Raw genomic sequence first — 20,416 nt, 5'->3', positions numbered from 1 at the left:
AGGTGCTTTGTTTATTTATGGTATTATCTTGTGAAATTTCTCCATTTTTATGCTTATATTTTCATTTATGAATATTAATTCAAATTAAAAAAGCTGGCATCAACCTACTACTACGGTTGATGCCAGCTTTTAAAAAGATTATTTATTATTTTTTTGTCTCACTTTATAATCCACCACTTCTCCATGGTAGAAGCTTTTTCTCGTTAACGGAAGATTTAGCTTCTTAGCTGTTTGTTTCAGTTCTCTTTCTTCTCGTTCCGTAACTAAACTAATAACTACTCCCGCTGCACCAAATCTTCCCGTCCTGCCAGAACGATGGATATATTGGGTCTGGTCTGTAGCTAAATCATAATGAACAACATGTGTAATATTTTGAATATCAAGCCCTCTTGCGGCTACATCTGTTGCTAGAAGCATGTTTCTCTTTCCATCTCGAAAATCATTTAATGACTTTTGACGCTCCATTTTATTTAGATCAGAATGCAAAATACTTGTCTGAATTTTTTTAAATGCTAATTTTTCATGGATCACACTTAAATTTCCAATATCCTTTACAAACACAAGAATCTTCGCATTCTTTAGACGAGAGATCGGTTCTAATAGCTTTACTTTATCTCGATATTCCGCTTGGAAATAAATATGCTCTACTTCAGCTGCTTCGATCACCTTATCTTTTTTGATGCGAATAATTTCTGCCTCTTGGACAAGTTCAGCTGCAATATTTTCTGTTTGCTTTGGTAATGTTGCAGAAAATAAAACGACTTGTCTGTCTTTTAAAGTGGCTTTGATAATTTGGCGAACAGATTCTAGATGCTCCGGTACTAACAATTGATCTGCTTCATCTAAAATAACTGTTTTTACTGCATGCATTTTTAATTTTTTTTGTTTAATCAATTCTAATGCTCTTCCAGGTGTACAAATGACAAGATGAGGATGCTTTTTCAGTTTTTCTAACTGCCTTTTAACATTTGCTCCTCCAATAAAAGAAGCCGCCCGAACTCCGCTGCCCTCTCCCCATTTTTGAACTTCTCCCAAAATTTGCATAACCAGCTCTTGAGAGGAAGCAAGACAGATTGCCTGAATATTCTTCGATTCTGTATCCAAGTTATTTAAGACTGGTAATAGATATGCCAATGTTTTTCCTGTGCCAGTTGGGGATTCAGCAATTACATCTTTTCCCTCTAATATTAGTGGGATAGATTGTTCTTGAATAGAAGTTGCTTGTTTAAAATGTGCCTTTTCCCAATTTTCCTGTATAAACGGTTTAAATGTACTCCAAAATAGCTGTTCTTTCATTTCGTTCTCCTTTTTCATCAAAGTCAGACAAATAGCATCTAACCTTAAAATATATCTTCTTATTATAAATTATTTACGAAAAAATAGATATGAAACCTTATTCATTAGGGGGAGATTATATTTTTCGCTGAACATAAGTTAAAAATGCTGGATTCCGAGGATTTCTTTGTTTCCGCAAAAAAGAAGCTCCGTTTCCTGCGAAGCTCCTTTTCATACTATATGAATAGCTGATTCTTCCCTACTGTATGAACGATATCGACACCATCTTTGATTCGCTTCATTTTTACGTCTAATTCATGAGCTGCATCTGCTGCTTCCTTTAATTCACTAAGTAAATGTGCAGGAACATCTTTATCGAATTTATAATAAATTTTATGTTCTAAGCTTGCCCAAAAGTCCATCGCAATCGTTCTTATTTGAATTTCGACAACCACTTCTTGCATGCCTGTACTTAGGAAAACAGGAATACTGATAATTAAATGTAAGCTTTTATAGCCATTTGGTTTGGGATTTTTAATATAATCTTTTACCTGCATTACCTTAATATCAGCTTGTTTTTCAATGATATTATAAATTTCGTAAATATCCGAAATAAAGGAACAAGTAATTCGAACTCCTGCAATATCATGTATATATTTTTTGGCATTTTCAATTGTTATAGCATGCCCTTTTCGATGCAGCTTTTGCATAATACCTTTTGGATCTTTAATTCGTGATTTAATGTGCTCGATTGGATTATGATCATGAATAAATTGAAATTCCTCATTTAATATTTTTAATTTCGTATTTATTTCATCTAAAGCGAAGTTATAAATAATTAAGCTATTTTTCCATTCATTAAGCTCATTTGATAATTCATGTAAATTGAAGTTATTATCTTCCATGTATGTCTTGAGTTGTTTTACGCTTTCCATAAACTAGTAAGTCTCCTTTGGATTCCTATAAACCTTTTCTGCGTCTACTCCGATACTCTTCAAAAATTCAATAATTTGGTCAATTGTTTTCACTTTCAACATCCACCTTTGTATATAACGAGCTATTTTCGGATGGTTGACATGCACCGAATCTATCTTTATTGTAAACAAAAATGACCGGTCAGTCAAATATCATTTCAAACAAATATCTTTTATTTATAAAATAAGAAACAGCACTTCCCTTATTCCTTTAATATCAGCTCTAAGGAGAGAAGTGCTGTTCTTTATATATCTACTTTCTACACTGACCAACCGGTGCATCCCCATTTTATTTTTATAATCTAATCAACTGTCTCTGAGAATTGGTTTTGATGTAGTTCATAATAAAAGCCTTTTCTCTTCAATAATTCTTCGTGAGACCCCTTTTCGGCTATCATCCCTTTATCCAATACTAGAATCAGATCCGCATGTTTAATGGTGTTTAATCGGTGAGCAACAACAAAGCTCGTTTTCCCTTTCATCAACCGTTTTAAAGCATCTTGAATTTTCACCTCTGTGATTGTATCAATGCTACTTGTTGCTTCATCCAGAATAAGAATAGATGGATCTGCTAAAATTGCTCGAGAAATGGATAACAGCTGCTTTTGTCCTTGACTAATTCCGTTTCCATTAGCAGAAAGAATCGTATCATAACCTTCTGGAAGATGTTCAATAAAGCCATGAGCATTGGCTTGCTTTGCTGCATACTCCACTTCCTCATCCGTAGCATTCAACCTACCATACCGGATATTTTCCCGGATGGTCCCTTCGAATAGATAGCTATCCTGAAGAACAAATCCCATATGCGAACGGAGGCTCTCTCTTTTTACTTTTGTAATCTCCTGGCCATCCACTAATATACTTCCTGCGGTTGCATCATAAAATCTCGTGATAAGCTGGATAATAGTCGTTTTTCCAGCTCCAGTTGGCCCAACTAAAGCAATCGTTTCACCAGGGTTTGCCTTAAAATCAATATCCTTTAATATTTCTTTATTTACCTCATAAGAAAAAGATACATGCTTAAACTGAACTTCTCCTTTCATTTCGTTCATCACGGCTGCTTCCTTCTCATCTACTTCTTCTCTTTCTTCATCTAACACTTCAAATACTCTCTCTGCACCTGCAATGGCAGATAACAATGTATTAAATTGATTCGATAAATCATTTAAGGGTCTAGTGAACTGTCGGGAATATTCAACAAAGATTACAATAACCCCAATAGATACAGTACCGGATTTGAGAGCTAATAGCCCGCCAACCCCTACAATTACTGCATAGCTAGCATTGTTTAACATATTCATGAGCTTTGGAATAAAGCCTGAATAGACTTGTGCCCAATACGCAGAATTCTTAAGCCTATCACTTTTTTCTTTCATATCATAAATCATTTTTTCTTCTAGAGAAAAAGTTTTTACAATTTTTTGTCCTGAAATAGATTCCTCAATAAATCCATTTAACTCCCCTAAATTCTTTTGTTGTTCCTTAAACAATATACTTGTTCTACTCGTAATCCACTTCATTCCAATAAACATAACTGGCACGATCGTTAACGTCAATACTGTTAATAACGGACTGAGTAAAAACATGACAACTATTGTCCCAACTAAAGTGATAATACTAGAGAAGATTTGGATAACAGAGCTATTTAAAGTAGAACTGACATTTTCAATATCATTTGTAACACGACTCATCAATTCCCCATGCTGCTTTTTGTCAAAATAACTTATCGGCAGCTCATGAAATTGATGGAACAAATCCGCTCTTAAGCGAAAAACAGTTGTTTGTGAAATACCAACCATCCAATAGCTTTGCAAAAATAATGCAACAGAATAAAAAAAGTAAATACCACCAAGCTCTATAAGCATTCCTGTAAAACCATCTAAATTTCTATTGACAATAAAACGATCAATAGACATTCCTAAAACATATGGTCCCAATAATCCTAATGCACAGCTCATTGCTACCATCACTAAAACAAGAAATAATAATCCCTTTTTTTGTGCAAGATAGCTCCATAATCGGTATAAGGTCTTTCCCATATTTTTTGGTTTTTTCCCTTTTTTAACAACTGTGAGATCTGGCTTTAATTTAGGTTTAGGATAGCGAAATGGATCGGTTAGTTCCCTTTGCATACTCCCACTCTCCTTCCCCTAGTTGTGATTCTACTATTTTTTGATAAAGGTTGTTTGTCTTCCATAACTCATCATGGGAAGCAAAACTTACAATCTTTCCATCTTCAATCAGCATTATTCTATCTGCCTTCATCGCGGTAGATACTTTCTGCGTAATGAGCAGAAGGGTACATTGATAATCAGCAACTGCATCCAGCAGCTTTTTTTCTGTTTTTAAATCTAATGCACTTGTACTATCATCTAGCAGGAGAATACTTGGCTTTCTGACGAGTGCTCTTGCAATGGAAAGGCGTTGCTTTTGTCCTCCGGATAAATTAACTCCCTTTTGTCCAATTCTCGTATCATATGTATTAGGCATTAACATAATGGTATCGTGAATTTGGGCATCTTTTGCAGCTTGCACTACTTCATCAAAGGTCGCATCAGGATTTCCCCATCTAATATTTTCTTGAATGGTACCCGTAAAGAGCATCGATTCCTGTGGCACATATCCAATTTGCTTTCTTAGCGTATTTAATGAATATGAATCCACTCGTTTATCGTCGATCAAAACGCTTCCTTCTGTTGGCTCATAAAGACGTGGAATTAATTGGAAGAGTGTTGTTTTTCCTGAACCTGTTGCTCCTAATATAGCAATTGTTTCTTTAGGGTGGATAGTAAAGTGCAAATTCTCTATTGTATTCCTTCTATTAGATGGATAACGAAAGGATACATGCTGGAACTTCATTTTCCCTTTCAGTTTTGAGTCCATACTTTCATCTGGATTATCCTTATCCTGTTCTTTCCTATCAATAATCTCTTGGATTCGATCAGCTGAAGCTTTTGAACGAGAAATAACCATTACTAACATACTTACTACAGAAATCGATGTAGTGATTCTTAATGTATAATTGATAACGGCAACTACTTCACCAATCTGTGCCTCACCTGTGTTTATTTGTCCAGAGCCAATCCAAAGTATGGCAATAATACATAGATTCATAGCGAATAATAAGAGCGGCACAGTAGTTTCCATAATTCGGAGCGCCTTTTGGGTAAGATTTTTTAAATCCTCGCTTGTATACATAAAACGATTTCTTTCAAACTGCTTGCGGATATATGCTCGGATAAGCCTAACTGCTGTTAAATTCTCCAACATCACACTGTTTACCTGATCAAGTTTCTTTTGAACAGATTGAAACAGACTTCTTCCTATTTTAATAACCCAAATAAACATAACCACAATAAGAGGAATCGTAATCGCCAATATAAACGCTAGTTTCATATTAACTAAGAAGGACATAACGATTCCACCAACAATTAAAAGCGGTGCCCTTAATAGAAATCGCAATCCCATAAATATCGTGTTTTGTAATTGTGTAATATCATTCGTTAATCTAGTGATCAAAGACGAACTTGCAAAAACATTACTGCTTGAAAACGTAAAATACTGAATGATTTGATATAACTCATTCCGAAGACTATAGCCAAAATTCTGACAAACATGGGAAGAATAGAATGTATTAATAATTCCAGCAGCAAAGGCTACAAGCGAAAATAATATCAACAATCCTCCCCAAATTAACACAACTTTTGTATCTTGATGAGCCAAGCCATCATCAATTATCTTTGCCATAATCAATGGCTGAACCAGTTCTACCGCAAGTTCGGTTAACATTAGTATAAGGGCTATTGTAATACTTAGTTTATATACTCGAAGTCGACCAAATATTTTTGACATTATTCCCTCCAGCCTTTACTCTAATTGAATTTACTACTTAATATCCAATCATCGATGTAATTTATTTAGATTTGCTAAACATTATTTTTATCATACCTCTTTTTAGTAAGTTAGAAAACATCATTCAGAATAAAATTAATTCAGTATTATTTTCTTGCATGTACACATGCCCATTCCTTACCACAAACCTTCTTTCTTAAAATCAAAAAAACCGAACAATTATACGAAAATTCCAGATTAGAATCTCTGTATAATTTGTTCAGGTTTAAATTTGTTGGAAATACTTATGCTCGAGCCGCTTTTAGTTTACACCAGCTAACGACCATTTATATAATTCATGATGGAAACCAAATACCTTTGGTGATCCCACAGCTACATCTTTAGAAACTGCTCCAAAGTCATAGTCAGAATACAATGTAAAGATCGGCAGTTCATCGCTCCAAATTGCTTGAAGCTCATTATAAATCTCTTTACGTTTTTCTGTATTTGGTTCTTGTTTACCTTTTACTAATAGCTCATCTACCTTTGGATTGTTATAATTTGTATAGTTACTTGATCCCGTAGAACCATAGATCGTTGTTAAATCTGGATCAATGGTATTAGTGAAGCCCATTAGCATTAAATCGTAGTCTCCTGCTCTCGCTTTCGACATAATCGTTGGGAAATCATACGTAGTTGTATTTAGTTTTAATCCAACCGCTTTTAAATTTTCGGCAATAATATTGGCTGATTGTTCTCGCACTTTATTTCCAATCGGAACAACAAATTCTATTGTCTTATTGAAATCCCAGCCTGCTTCTTCTAATAACTGCTTCGATTTCTCTGGATCATATGTGTATGCTTCTAATTCTTTATCAAGATAGGGGCTGATGGATGTATACGGACCGTCTACAATTTCTCCTTCTCCCTTTAGTAATTGATCGACAATTTTTTGACGATCAATGGCATAAGCGATTGCTTGTCTTACTTTCTTATCTGTGATGGTTTCCATGTTAAAACTCATATTCTGATATCCATATGTTTTATCTGTTGTGGTTGTTACATTGTCAAATCCTTTTACTGTCTCAAAGTCTTGCACTGCAATTTTTCCAATCCCTCCTGCAGCATTCATTTGAATTTCTCCTGTCTGCAATTGTGCGACAAGGTTTGCTGCTGGCATGATTTTCACAAATAGTTTATCCAGTTCTACATCCCCTAAATAATAGTCATCATTCTTAGCATATTCTACATATTGATCTTTTGCATATTTAACAAACTTAAAAGGACCATTCGTTACGGTCGGCTTCATCATAAAAGGATCCTTTTGGAGATTTTCCGGAGCAATATTCTTTAACTTATGTTCTGGAAGAATCATAAATTTTGAACCTAATTGTTCTTTCACCATATTTGGATCAACTGGGGCCTTTGTTTTAAATTGAATTGTTTTCTCATCAACAATGGTTATAGATGGTATTTCTGTTTCTCCTTCTGGAAGCTTGCCATTGTCTGTTAATCCATCTAATACAGTTAAATAGGCTCCAACAGCTGTTTCCGTCTTTGGATTAGCAACTAAATTTAGCGTAAAAGCAACATCCGCAGACGTAACAGGTGTTCCATCTGTCCAATTTGCACCCTTATTAATTTTGATTGTAAATGTCTGATTATCCTCTGTTTCAAAGGACTCAGCTAGCTTTGGTGTAAACTCCAAAGGACCAGTCATCTCTAAAAAAGTATCAAACATAAATTTTTCTAACCAAGATGCCGCAATATCTGAAGAATTAATGGGATTAAAACTAACTGGAGCATTTACAAGCCCCAAATACATCGTATTTTCTTTTGCACCACCACCAGTTGAAGCTGGATTATTTACACCCGAGCATGCTGAAAGTAATACTAAAATGAAAATGGAAAATAGACCAAATATCTTTTTAAATTTCTTCATTGAATGTTCCCCCATCTATTGTTCTAGAATAGTAATAAATGCATCTCCTCATCATTTATGGCTCTTGGGATCCATTGCATCTCGCAAACCGTCCCCCATAAAATTTATGGATAATACAGCAAGTAATATCATGACTCCAGGCGGGATCCATAACCAAGGCTGTGTTGCCAATACAGTAATGGATTGAGCTTCATTAAGCATATTCCCCCAGCTTGCTGTAGGAGGCTGAACACCCATCCCTAAAAAGCTCAAGGATGCTTCCATAATAATGGCAGATGCAATGCCAAATGTAGCATTAACAAGAATCGGCGCAATACAATTCGGAAGAATATGTTGAAAAACAATTTTTGGCGTGGAATACCCTAAAGCGACACCTGCTTTAACATAATCCATTTCTTTAATTGTTAATACACACCCTCTTACTAATCTTGCAATCGATGGCCATCCGAGCAAACCTAATACTAAAATAACGTTAAATAGACTTGGCCCCATTATACTTACAAGAACCAAAATTACCATTAAATACGGAAATGACATGAATACATCTGTAATACGCATGATAACCATGTCCACCCATTTCCCAAAATACCCCGCAATCGCTCCTAGTATAGTACCAATAGCAACATAAATTGCCACTGCTCCAACTCCTACTGATAAAGAGACTCTAGCAGCATATAATAGTCGGCTAAACAAGTCCCTCCCCACTTCATCTGTACCAAGAATATTATTAGCAGAAGGAGCAGACGCAAATTCGCCATCGACAGAATATGGATTATGCGGTGCAATTACTGGAGCAAAGATTGCAATTAGAACCATTAATGAAAAAATAATGAGACCAACAACGGCCAACTTATGTTTAAAAAAACGTTTTGTTATTAGTTTTAGATAGCTTTCTTCATTCCCCAATTGATTTTGAACAGGAATCACCACATTAACTTGTAATTCCGTATCCACTTTCACATTAGGAATACTCATATGCACTCCTCCTTAGTTATACTTTATTCGCGGATCTACTACGGCATATAAAATATCAGCAAGTAAATTCGAAAATAGGACAGCAAGTGCTGCAATAAAATTTATCGCCATTAACGTAGGATAGTCACGAGAGGAAATCGACTGGATTGTTAGTTGTCCTAAGCCTGGCCATTGAAAAATTTGCTCCGTTACTACTGCGCCTCCTATTAAAATTGGTATTTCCATTCCAATAATTGTAATAATAGGAATTAATGCATTCTTTAATCCATGCTTATTGGTAACGATAAACTCTTTTAATCCTTTTGCTCTTGCTGTCCGCAAATAATCTTGCCCCATTACTTCCAACATGCTGCTTCTGACATAGCGAACCGTACTGCCTGCAATCCCGGTTCCTAATATAGCGGCTGGCATAATGAGGTGAAACAATGTATCCATAAATCCTCCACTGCTTCCCAACGTAAACATGCCACCTGTCGGTAAGATATTTAAAACAAGTGCAAATACGTAAATACTTCCTAATCCTAAGAAAAAGTTAGGAATGGATACACCTAAAAATGAAAAAGTAGTAGTTAAATAATCAATCCAAGAATACTGCTTTGTCGCACTCAAAATTCCTATTGGAATGGCAATAATATAAGCAATAATTAAGGCAGTGCTCATAAGGAGCAACGTGGGACCAACACGATTTAGCACTAAATCTAATACAGGTTCATATGTTGTATAGGAAAATCCAAAATCTCCTTGCAAAAGATTTCCAAGCCATCTAAAGTATTGAATATAAATAGGATCATTAAGACCTAATGCTTCTTTCTTTGCGTCAATATCAGCCTGAGTAGTATCTGGATTAATATACATATCCACCGGGTTACCAGGAGCTAAGTTAATAATAATAAAGTTAAATACCGTTACCCCCAACAACACTGGAATAGCAATCAATAATCTCCTGATAATATATTGGAACAAATGAATCTCCCTCCTTTAACTTAGTGGAAAATGACAGGCAACTGAATGATTTGCTCCATCTAATAGCGGCTCCTTCTCCTTACACATAGCTTGTGCCATAGGACATCTAGTATGGAACCTGCAGCCATTTGGTGGATTTGCCGGACTTGGAACATCCCCTTCTACCACAATCCGCTCTCTATTTCGAAGATGAGGATTAGGAATCGGATAGGCACTCAGCAACACTTGTGTATAAGGATGCTTTGGATTCCTAAAAATTTCTTCGGTCTTTCCAATTTCCACAATTTTGCCTAAATACATGACGGCAATTCGATCACTAATATACTTAACTGCTCCTAGACCATGGGCAATAAATAAATAGGTTAAATTAAATTCTTTTTGTAAATCCTTTAATAAATTTAGTACTTGCGCTTGAATAGAAACATCCAATGCTGATACCGGTTCATCGCAAACAATCAATTTTGGGTTTAGCATAAGGGCTCTAGCAATCCCTACCCTTTGTCTTTGACCGCCAGAAAATTCATGAGGATATCTGCTTTTATGAAATTTAGTTAATCCTACTATTTCAAGCATTCGATCTACCTTTTTACTTGCTTCTTCTTTTGACGCAAGTCTGTGGGCAATTAGAGGCTCTGCCAATAAATCACCGATTCGCTTTCGCGGATTGAGAGAAGAATAGGGATCCTGAAAGATGATTTGCATATCTGTGCGAATTTTTCTTAATTCCTTGTTTTGAATGGCAGCCATATCCCTTCCTTCAAATAAAACTTTCCCATCTGTCGGAGGATCTAGCTTCACAATAGCTCTTCCAGTAGTGGATTTCCCACACCCTGATTCACCAACAAGGGAAATTGTTTCCCCAGAATAAATGGAAAAATCAAGACCGTCTACTGCTTTTACATGGCCAACGGTTTTCGATAATATCCCTTTTTTAATCGGATAATATTTTTTTAAATTTTGGATTTCTACTAATGGCTGCATTTGTTCTTTGAATATTCTGTCTTTTTTAGACAAGATTTCTACACTCATATCTTAACCTCCCTTTCCTCTTCCAGCATGTTTCCTTGTTGCTGTGTCTCATACAACCAACAACGAACCTTGTGATCTGCTTGATTGTCTATGCTAATATGGGGAGGCTTTTCGGCAATGCATTTTTCAGTGACATGAGGGCAGCGAGTATGAAATCTACAGCCTTTTGGCATTTGCTGTAATGTCGGAACAGAGCCTGGAATAGAATATAATTTTTCTTGGGAATCATACTCTAAATGTGGAATAGATTCGATTAAGCCTTTGGTATAAGGATGCTTTGGCTCATCAAAAAGAGTGAAGACATCTGCCTCTTCTACCACCTGCCCGGCATACATGACGATAACCTTATCAGCCATTTCCGCAATAACTCCTAAATCATGGGTAATCATCATAATCGCTGTCTCTGATTCGTTTTTTAAACTTTTCATCAATTCAAGAATCTGTGCTTGAATGGTTACATCTAATGCTGTTGTTGGTTCATCTGCAATTAGAAGCTTCGGTTTACAAGATAGAGCCATCGCTATCATTACCCTTTGCCGCATTCCTCCAGAAAGAGCATGTGGATATTCATCAATAATTACCTCTGCTCTTGGAATTCCTACTTTTTTCAGCATTTTTACCGCATAGCTCTTTGCTTTTTTGGCATTTAAGCCCATATGTAGACGAATTAATTCCACCATTTGATTTCCGATTGTAAAAACCGGATTTAAAGAAGTCATTGGTTCTTGAAAGATCATCGAAATTTCATTTCCTCTAACTTTTCGCATCTCTGCTTCCGTTAGTGTCGTTAATTCTTTTCCTTTCAGATTTATCGTTCCTTTTTTGATATAACCATGTTTTCCTAATAGTCTCATAATCGATAGGGAAGTAACACTCTTACCACAGCCTGACTCTCCTACAATACCAATAGTCTCTCCTGGCTTAAGCTGAAAAGTAACCTCCTCTACCGAAATAACCTCCCCCTTATCCGTCCGAAAAGCTGTTTGCAATTTCTCCACCTCTAAAATATTCCGCACCATACTTCCCCTCCTTCAAGTAAAGCGTAAGCGCCTTGCTCATCAGCGTACAAACTGGTCGACTAACTACGCAACGTCCTGTTGCAACGTCGACACTAGTACATCCCTGTACGTCGAAGATCACCGACTAAGATAAAGGAAACACAGTGATCGCTAGTGAACTGATGTTGACTACGCAACAGAGATGATTGGAAGTTTGCTAGCTAATAGGCGCTTATCGCTTGTTAGAATACTAGACTTTATATTGTAGAGCTGTTCACCAAAGCCTCTTTCCTTTCTGTATTCGTGTAGTAATCTACTAGACTCAAAAATATCTTAGCTGTATGGAGCATGGCCCTTTCATCAAAAGTAAACTTTGGATGATGATGAGGATAAATTGCCTCTATATCTTCGTTTCTAGCCCCTACTGAAAAGAAACATCCAGGTCGATTTTGTAGATAATAAGAGAAATCTTCTCCACCCATTCCTGGTTTTTCTATTATGACAGGCTTGCTTTCTGGCAAGGTATTTATCAAACATTTTTCGAGTATATTTGTTTCATCCGCTGTATTTACAGTAGAGGGATAGCCTTTTGTATAATTAAATTCATAAGTTGCATGGAATGCTTTACATACCCCTTTAATTAGCTGCTCCATTTCTTCTATGATCAATGATCGTACATCTTCATCAAATGTACGAACGGTCCCAGTTAATTCAGCTGTATCTGAAATGACATTTCCTGCATTTCCTGCATGGAACGATCCAATGGAAATAACTGCGGGCTTCTGTGGGTTTACTCTTCTGCTTACAATATGCTTTAGTTGATTGGCAATTTGGACGCCAACTGCAACAGCGTCAATTGTTTGATGAGGAGATGCACCATGTCCACCTTTCCCTTGAATTTTCAATTCAAATGCATCACTTGCAGCGGATACTGGTCCAATCCTATAAAGGACACTCCCTAGGTCACTGCCAGAGGCTAAATGGGCACCATAGACAACATCTACATCCTCTAAGCAGCCATCTTCAATCATGGCAATGGCTCCCCCTGGCGGTGATTCCTCCGCATGCTGGTGTAATAGAACTACATTCCCAGCCAGTTCTTCCGCATTATTCTGGAGAACCTTTGCTACTGCCAGCAATGTAGCTGTATGCCCATCATGTCCACATGCATGCATCACACCTGGAACTTTCGATTTAAAAGCTACATTCTTTTCATCCTGAATCGGTAAGGCATCAAAGTCTGCTCGTAAGGCAATCGTTTTTCCAGGCTTAGCACCGTAAATCTTACCTACAATCCCATTTCCACCAACATTTCGTCTTACTTCAATTCCGAAGCTTTCCAACAGATCACCAATCATCTTACTTGTATTAATTTCTTGAAAAGATAGCTCTGGATTTTCGTGTAAATATCGTCTCCACTCTACCATTTGCTCATACATAGCTTCAATTTCTTCATACCATTTCTCTAGCATCTCAATCGCTCCCATCCCATTACATTAATTTTCGAAAAGCTCTTTCTTATAGAACTGGTTCAGCAAGGTTTTCTTTTACTTGGATCGATACATAATTATCGACAATACTCAAAAATGCTTTTCCAGCATAAATCATTGCTCTTTCGTCAAAATCGAACATTGGATGATGATGAGGATAAGCTTTTCCCTCTGAGGCTTTTGCTCCTGTATGAAAAAACATGCCCGGCTTTTCAAGCAAATAATAAGAAAAATCCTCTGCTCCCATGATTGGTACGGAACGAACTAACATATTCTTATCTAATGAATTTTCTATAACCTTTTCAAAAACTTCTACTTCTTCCTCATGATTATATACAGCTGGATATCCCTTTATATAATTAATTTCAGCAGTAGCCTGCATGCTCTCACAAATCTCATTTACCATTAATTTGATCTCTTCTTCCATAAATAAACGCAGATCTTTATCTAGTGTTCGGACGGTTCCTGTCATCACAGCAGTATCAGCAATGACATTTTGCGCCTTTCCTCCATGAAAGGATCCTACAGATAGTACAACGGGATTTAATGGATCTACACGTCTGCTCGCAATATATTGTAGCTGGCTGACTAGCGCCGTTCCGACCGCAATCGCATCCACTGTTTCATGAGGAGCGGAACCATGTCCACCCTTTCCTTTAATGGTAATTTCAAATGCATCTGCTGCTGCTTGCGAGTATCCGGGTTTATAATAATATTTTCCGAGTTCATTTAATGAGGAAAGATGCGCCCCATAAACGACATCTACATCTTTTAAACAATCGTCTTCAATCATTGCTTTTGCTCCACCAGGGGATAATTCTTCAGCATGCTGATGAAGCAGTACAATATTCCCAGCAATACTATCCCTATTATCTTGAAGTACTTTCGCCACTGCTAAAAGAGTAGCTGTATGTCCATCATGTCCACATGCATGCATAACTCCTGGCACCTTCGATTTATACGGTACATCCTTTCCATCTTGAATTGGCAATGCATCAAAGTCTGCTCGCAGCGCAATCGTTTTGCCAGGTTTGGCTCCATATATTTTCCCAACTACTCCTCTTCCACCAACATTTCTCCTTACTTCAATACCGAATCCTTCTAAAATTTCAGCAATCATTCTTGGTGTTTCCACCTCTTGGAAAGATAGTTCTGGGTACTGATGAAAATGTCTTCTCCACTCAACCATTTGATCAAACATCTCGGCTAATTCACTATGCCATTTTTTTAACATACTACCCCTCCTAATAAATTTGCTTATGAATAAGGAATACTTCTTGAAAAGTTAGAAAAAATGCAGCTTAACCATATCCCTTAATTTTGATTTCTTTTATATTAACGGTAATTTCAAGCAATGTATAATAAGTTTTTTTAATCATCAAAATATTCAGATTAAATCAACAACCTTTTATTTTTCCTATCATCCCTATTTATTAGGGTTGTTATCGTTTACATCATTTATTTTTCTCCTACTAAATTAATTCCTTTCTCCTAATGGTGTTCTACCACATGCCCATCAAGTAAAAAATGCTTGTTCCCCAAAACGATAAAAATATTACTTTTCTCTATTACAAATAAATTTTATCCAAGTTCGATGATACTGGGGCGACACCTCATTTAGAGATGATTTAAGAATGTATATATACCTTTATTCAGCATAAATAAAAAAATTATCAAAATATTGTGTTATATTTTTATTATCTCTTATTGAAAGCGAGTGATTTACTATGACAGTCCGTTCTTTCCAACTATCAATTAAATACAGGGTACGGAGGGGTTAATATTAGAAGTTTCTTTTATTAAAAATCTTCCGTATACAAAAATGGAGGAAAATACTATATGTTTAGTTATTATAGCGAACTTTGTACCGAGCTCTACGATTTAACAAAGCCTGTGGGGTACTCTTTAAATGGGGATATTGAATATTACCAAGAACGGTTAAAAAATTGTCAGGGGCGTATTCTAGAAGCTGCTGTTGGCTCAGGACGTTTTATTATTCCACTTCTTGAGGCGGGATATATAATTGATGGAATTGATTATTCTCCTGAAATGTTGAACTCTTGTCGGAAACGTTGTGAAGAAAGAGGATTAAGCCCTAATTTATATGAAGATAAATTACAGGGATTTTCATTGCCATTTAATTATAAGGCAATTATTATTCCTACAGGTTCCTTTTGTTTAATAGAAAAACGAGAAGACTCTCTAAACGCATTGAAGTGCTTTTATAAACATCTTGTTCCAGGAGGACGTTTGATTGTTGATCTTCTATTACCTCATGATTGGAAAACAGGAGAGATTTCTACTTCAACTTTTTCCCTACCTAACGGGAATGGGATTACGCTGGAAAACAAATCGATTGAATTGGATTGGCTCAATCAATTTACTATTTCCTACTTGAAATATGAGAAATGGCGTAAAGGAAAGTTGATTCAAACCGAGTTACAACGTTTTGCTTTGCGTTGGTATGGAATCGAAGAATTTAAGCTTATTTTGGAAAATATCGGTTTCTCTGATATTACGTGCTCTGCTGATTATGTTTACGAGAAGCAACCATCAAATGCAAGTCAAATCATTACTTTTGAAGCTGTAAGAAAACAATAATGGTAAGATTAACCTTATAAAAACATGTGATAGCACACCTATACCAAAAGACAAGTGAATCTCCTTCAATAGAAGTTTCACTTGTCTTCTTGCCACTTTATAAGATCTTACTTAAGAAAGAGATGGTACGTTCTTCTTGTGGATGTGTAAATAACTTTACTGGTGTATTTTCTTCGACTACATATCCACCGTCCATGAAAATCACACGATCTCCAACTTCTCTTGCAAATCCCATTTCATGCGTTACTACAATCATCGTCATTCCTTCCTTGGCAAGTTCCTTCATCACTTCCAATACCTCTCCTACCATCTCTGGATCTAACGCAGACGTCGGCTCATCAAATAACATAATACTTGGTTCCATTGCGAGTGCTCTCGCGATGGCGACACGCTGTTTTTGTCCACCAGAGAGTGAATCAGGATATACATTCGCTTTATCCTCTAAGCCCACTTTTTTCAATAATTCTAATGCCTTTATCCGAGCATTTTCTTTTGAGACCTTCTTTACTTTCATGGGTGAAAGCATAATATTTTGAAGAACTGACTTATGCGGGAATAAATTAAACTGTTGAAACACCATCCCTACATCCTTACGTACTTCATTAATATTTGTGGACTTATCCGTAATATTCTTCCCTTTAATATGAATCGTTCCATCCGATATACTTTCTAGTAAATTGATGCAGCGCAAAAAAGTTGATTTTCCCGATCCAGAAGGACCAATAATTACGACGACCTCCTTCTGATTAATAGTCATACTTATATTCTTTAATACTTCATTATCTCCGAAGGACTTTTTTAATTTTTCAACAACAATCATTCTGTTTTCAACCTTCTTTCCAAACGAGTTAAGAAGAAGCTTAATGTTAAGGTTAAGACAAGATAAATAACAGCTACTGTTAAATATGGCTCCCAAACTCGGTTATACTGTCCCATCATCAGCCTTGCATAGTACATTAACTCTGGAGCAGCAATAACAGCTGCTAAAGAAGAATCTTTAATTAATACAATAAATTCATTGCCTAACGGGGGAATCATTCGTTTAAAGGACTGAGGAAGTACTATGTATCGCATTGCCTGTATATGCGTCATCCCTAAGGATCTGCCTGCTTCCATCTGACCACGGTCAATTGATTCAATTCCAGCTCTAAAAATCTCTGCAATATAAGCAGCTGCGTTAAGCGATAATGCAACAATTGCTGCTATCGTGGCATTGGTTGTATTTAAAAATAATGGGATAAATCCAAAATGAATAATTAGGATTTGTACAAAAAGAGGGGTGCCGCGGAAAATAGCAATATAGCAACGGAAAGGAAAAGCAACCAATTGATTCTTTGCTATTTTTCCAAGGCCGATTAATAAACCTAAAACCGTACCAAATACTATTGCATACAAGGATAATTGAATGGTCACTAATATCCCCTTTTTAAATAAGTCAGCATACTCTAAAATAATCGTAAAATTAAAATCCATTACCTCTTCTCCTCCAAAGACCACAAAATGACTGATATTCATCAGCATAGGCACTCAGAAGGAACATTCCCTCACTAAGATACAATCTAGAAGAAGTATTGTGCTCCCTCCTTGTCAAAGCGGGTAATGTCCATCCTGAGTACCTTCCTCATTTGCGACTCTTCTATTGTTGTGCTTTTAAATTTTCAATATCTGGATCTTGCCCAAACCATTCTTTATATATCTCTGCATATTTACCATTATCAAAAATAGCATTAAGACCTTTGCTTAAATCAGCTTCCATCTCACTATCTTTCGGGAACATGAATCCATAGTATTCTGATTCAAATCCTTCTTTATCCTCAATCACGATAAAGTTATCTTGCGGATTATTTTTCGCATATGCTTCTAATACTGCATTATCTGCCACAACAGCAGCTGCACCCTGATTCTTCATTTCCAAAATAGCTAAATTATTATTTTCAAACTTTTTTACTTTTTCATTGCCATTTCCTAGGAGCGCATCGACTGCATCTGCACCTGTTGTTCCTGATTGAACAGCAACAGTCTTATCCGTTAGATCAGCCGCTTTCTTAATATCAGTACCTTCTGGTGCCAAAATTTTATTCGTACTTTCAAAATATGGAACAGAGAAATCATAGGATTTAAGTCGGTCATCGTTTATTGTAATGGCTGATAAACCAACATCCGCTGTGCCATTTTCTAATTCTGCAAAGAGTGGGTCCCATCCAACGTTGACAATTTCAAAGTCATAGCCAGCTTCCTCTGCCGCCGCTGTGAAAATATCGACATCGAAGCCAATAATCTTGTCTTTATCCATATACTCAAATGGTGCATAAGCCGCATCTGTAACGACTCTTAATTTCTTTTTGCCGTCTCCATCACTATTTGCTTTTTCTGAACCTGTCCCACATGCTGCTAAAACAAGAACAATCGATATAAATAAAGCAAATAAAATGCCGTTTTTCCTCATTGTAAATCCCCCTCTTTTGATTGATTGAAAACTGTATATTAAAATAATATAGAATTTTCAATCAATTTAAAATAAAAATTTTTCCGTTTGCTTTATCACTATCTTGTATAATGCATTCATTATAACTTTTTGTTTATTTATATACAAGAAAACTTTTTTGAATTTTCATAAAATTTAAGAGTTAAAAAGAAGTCCCTCTTTCTAATTTTAAAAAGGAACTTCTTTTTTCTCTACTCCACAAAAAACTCTTCATATAAAGCTTTTACAGCCTTTTTGACAACTGTTTCTTTTACTCCAAACATCATGCTTACTTCAGAAGAACCTTGGTTAATCATTTCAATATTCACTTCCGCTTTCGCAAGTGCTTTGGATGCACGGGCATTTGTACCGATATTACGTCGCATCCCTTCCCCTACAAGCATGATAAGCGCTAAATCGTGTTCCACTTTTATTTCTTCCACTTGTAGTTCCTCTGATATTCTAGCCAATATCTCTTGTTCGCTTTTCCCTGTCAATTGATCTTGGCGTAAAACAATTGTTAAATCATCAATTCCAGAAGGCATATGTTCATACGAAATATGATAATCCTCTAATATCGATAGAACTTTTCTGGCAAACCCTACTTCACGATTCATTAAATATTTACTAATATAAATAGAACAAAATCCCTTATCATTAGCAATGCCAATTACAGGACCATTCGTATTATTTCTAGAAGCGACTATTCTTGTTCCTTGTGCGGATGGATTATTTGTATTTCTTACTTGAACTGGAATACCTGCACGATACGCTGGAATTAAAGCTTCCGCATGAAATACAGAGAAACCGGCATATGATAATTCACGCATTTCCCGATAAGTAAGTTCCTTAATTTCTTTCGGCTGCGTTACAATGGAAGGATTTACAGAGTAAACAGCATCCACATCTGTAAAGTTTTCATACAACTCCGCTTTCACGCCATTGGCGAGAATCGCTCCCGTAATATCTGATCCACTTCTTGAAAATGTCACTACATCTCCCGCTTCACTGTAACCAAAAAAACCTGGAAATACAATTATTCGCTTCTCTTCTCTTAAGGAATATAACCGATCATAAGATTCAGAAAGTACTTGAGCATTTCCGGGATCATCACTAACAATCAAGCCCGCTTCCTTTGGACTAATATAAATGGCATCTAATCCTCTAGCTTTAAAGAAATGTGCAACTAATTTAGCATTATTATCCTCTCCGCTAGCCTTCATTGCTTCCATAAAAGCATCTATATTAGAAGATGTATTTATTAAATCCAATAAGTCGCTTTTAATATTCGTTATAATATCACTCGATAAATCCAATTCTTTAGCAATACTAGCATATCTATCTAACACTTCCTCTAAATAAGAAGAAGAACCACTTCCATTTACCACAGCTTGCGCACATTGAATTAATAAATCCGTTACCTTCGTATCTGAATCATATCTTTTTCCAGGAGCAGACACGACGACAATCCTTCTCTCCTTATCCGCCTTTACTATTTGTAACACTTTTTCCAATTGCTTCCCTGTAGCTAGAGAACTACCCCCAAATTTGACAACCTTCATTTCGCCAACTCCCACTGATTGTTAAATAGTAACAATTTTCTAAATTGTTCACTATGGCTATTATCACTATTTCATGATAAATAATCAAGTCATTTCCTCTCTAAAAATACATTTGTTTTTATAGAGTAAACAAATGTATTTTTCCACTTGGCTTCTACTCCTTAAATCTTAAAATAAAACTGGTAATTAATGTGATTTTCATTTTGAGTTAATCACTATAAATACCTATAACAAAGACTTTCATCCAAAAATTTGAGCGTCACTTAACGTTGTTTATTGGAAATAATAATCCAAAATACTTTCATTTATGTA

At 36.1% G+C, this 20,416-nt stretch carries 16 protein-coding genes; 1 reads left to right on the top strand and 15 read right to left on the bottom strand.

The features are described 5' to 3' along the window. Positions 1 to 138: 138 nt before the first annotated feature. The 11 genes from NiCM35_RS17600 to NiCM35_RS17550 all read right to left on the bottom strand — a co-directional run bounded on the left by NiCM35_RS17600 (position 139) and on the right by NiCM35_RS17550 (position 14,711). Entirely contained in the window at positions 139 to 1,296 is a 1,158-nt protein-coding gene (locus tag NiCM35_RS17600; RefSeq protein ID WP_095330661.1) for a DEAD/DEAH box helicase, read from the bottom strand. A 215-nt stretch (positions 1,297 to 1,511) separates the two neighbouring features. Continuing rightward, on the bottom strand, positions 1,512 to 2,180 hold the full coding sequence (locus NiCM35_RS17595; protein WP_433780381.1) for a GTP pyrophosphokinase: 669 nt from the start codon (positions 2,178 to 2,180) through the stop codon (positions 1,512 to 1,514). A gap of 371 nt (positions 2,181 to 2,551) precedes the next feature. Beyond that, the gene (locus tag NiCM35_RS17590) at positions 2,552 to 4,381 is read right to left on the bottom strand and encodes an ABC transporter ATP-binding protein (RefSeq protein ID WP_433780319.1); all 1,830 of its coding nucleotides are present in this window, start codon (positions 4,379 to 4,381) and stop codon (positions 2,552 to 2,554) included. Beyond that, positions 4,344 to 6,101, bottom strand: coding sequence for an ABC transporter ATP-binding protein (locus NiCM35_RS17585; RefSeq protein WP_433780318.1), 1,758 nt, complete (start codon positions 6,099 to 6,101; stop codon positions 4,344 to 4,346). The genes NiCM35_RS17590 and NiCM35_RS17585 overlap by 38 nt, the downstream gene beginning before the upstream one ends. A gap of 301 nt (positions 6,102 to 6,402) precedes the next feature. Continuing rightward, positions 6,403 to 8,022, bottom strand: coding sequence for an ABC transporter substrate-binding protein (locus NiCM35_RS17580; RefSeq protein ID WP_433780316.1), 1,620 nt, complete (start codon positions 8,020 to 8,022; stop codon positions 6,403 to 6,405). A 51-nt stretch (positions 8,023 to 8,073) separates the two neighbouring features. Then, positions 8,074 to 8,997, bottom strand: coding sequence for an oligopeptide ABC transporter permease (gene opp4C / locus NiCM35_RS17575; protein ID WP_047941760.1), 924 nt, complete (start codon positions 8,995 to 8,997; stop codon positions 8,074 to 8,076). Between the two features lie 12 nt (positions 8,998 to 9,009). Next, positions 9,010 to 9,960 (bottom strand): ABC transporter permease, encoded by a 951-nt coding sequence (locus tag NiCM35_RS17570; protein WP_095330655.1) that lies wholly within the window; start codon positions 9,958 to 9,960, stop codon positions 9,010 to 9,012. Positions 9,961 to 9,975: 15 nt separating this feature from the next. Beyond that, positions 9,976 to 10,989, bottom strand: coding sequence for an ABC transporter ATP-binding protein (locus NiCM35_RS17565; protein WP_095330653.1), 1,014 nt, complete (start codon positions 10,987 to 10,989; stop codon positions 9,976 to 9,978). Then, the gene (locus tag NiCM35_RS17560) at positions 10,986 to 12,008 is read right to left on the bottom strand and encodes an ABC transporter ATP-binding protein (protein ID WP_275068567.1); all 1,023 of its coding nucleotides are present in this window, start codon (positions 12,006 to 12,008) and stop codon (positions 10,986 to 10,988) included. The genes NiCM35_RS17565 and NiCM35_RS17560 overlap by 4 nt, the downstream gene beginning before the upstream one ends. Before the next feature lie 236 nt (positions 12,009 to 12,244). Further along, positions 12,245 to 13,459 (bottom strand): M20 family metallopeptidase, encoded by a 1,215-nt coding sequence (locus tag NiCM35_RS17555; protein ID WP_371472895.1) that lies wholly within the window; start codon positions 13,457 to 13,459, stop codon positions 12,245 to 12,247. 46 nt (positions 13,460 to 13,505) lie between these two features. Further along, entirely contained in the window at positions 13,506 to 14,711 is a 1,206-nt protein-coding gene (locus tag NiCM35_RS17550) for an amidohydrolase (RefSeq protein ID WP_433780313.1), read from the bottom strand. Between the two features lie 605 nt (positions 14,712 to 15,316). Here NiCM35_RS17550 and NiCM35_RS17545 point away from each other — a divergent pair. After that, complete coding sequence (locus NiCM35_RS17545) at positions 15,317 to 16,078, top strand: class I SAM-dependent methyltransferase (RefSeq protein ID WP_433780311.1); 762 nt, start codon at positions 15,317 to 15,319, stop codon at positions 16,076 to 16,078. Between the two features lie 97 nt (positions 16,079 to 16,175). On the opposite strand, the gene NiCM35_RS17540 is transcribed toward NiCM35_RS17545, so the two are convergent. From NiCM35_RS17540 to NiCM35_RS17525, 4 genes are all read right to left on the bottom strand, one after another. After that, positions 16,176 to 16,898 carry an amino acid ABC transporter ATP-binding protein gene (locus NiCM35_RS17540; protein ID WP_433780309.1) on the bottom strand — a complete coding sequence of 241 codons (723 nt, stop codon included), beginning with the start codon at positions 16,896 to 16,898 and terminating at the stop codon, positions 16,176 to 16,178. Beyond that, on the bottom strand, positions 16,895 to 17,551 hold the full coding sequence (locus tag NiCM35_RS17535; protein WP_172859163.1) for an amino acid ABC transporter permease: 657 nt from the start codon (positions 17,549 to 17,551) through the stop codon (positions 16,895 to 16,897). The genes NiCM35_RS17540 and NiCM35_RS17535 overlap by 4 nt, the downstream gene beginning before the upstream one ends. 163 nt (positions 17,552 to 17,714) lie before the next feature. Continuing rightward, positions 17,715 to 18,524 carry a transporter substrate-binding domain-containing protein gene (locus NiCM35_RS17530; protein ID WP_095330644.1) on the bottom strand — a complete coding sequence of 270 codons (810 nt, stop codon included), beginning with the start codon at positions 18,522 to 18,524 and terminating at the stop codon, positions 17,715 to 17,717. A gap of 230 nt (positions 18,525 to 18,754) precedes the next feature. Further along, positions 18,755 to 20,104, bottom strand: a complete 1,350-nt coding sequence (locus tag NiCM35_RS17525) for an aspartate kinase (protein WP_433780306.1) — start codon at positions 20,102 to 20,104, stop codon at positions 18,755 to 18,757. Positions 20,105 to 20,416 lie beyond the last annotated feature (312 nt).

The sequence above is a fragment of the Niallia sp. M35 genome, from assembly GCF_050971705.1.
GTDB lineage: Bacteria > Bacillota > Bacilli > Bacillales > Cytobacillaceae > Niallia > Niallia circulans_A.
This window is presented reverse-complemented; position numbering and strand designations above follow the sequence as displayed.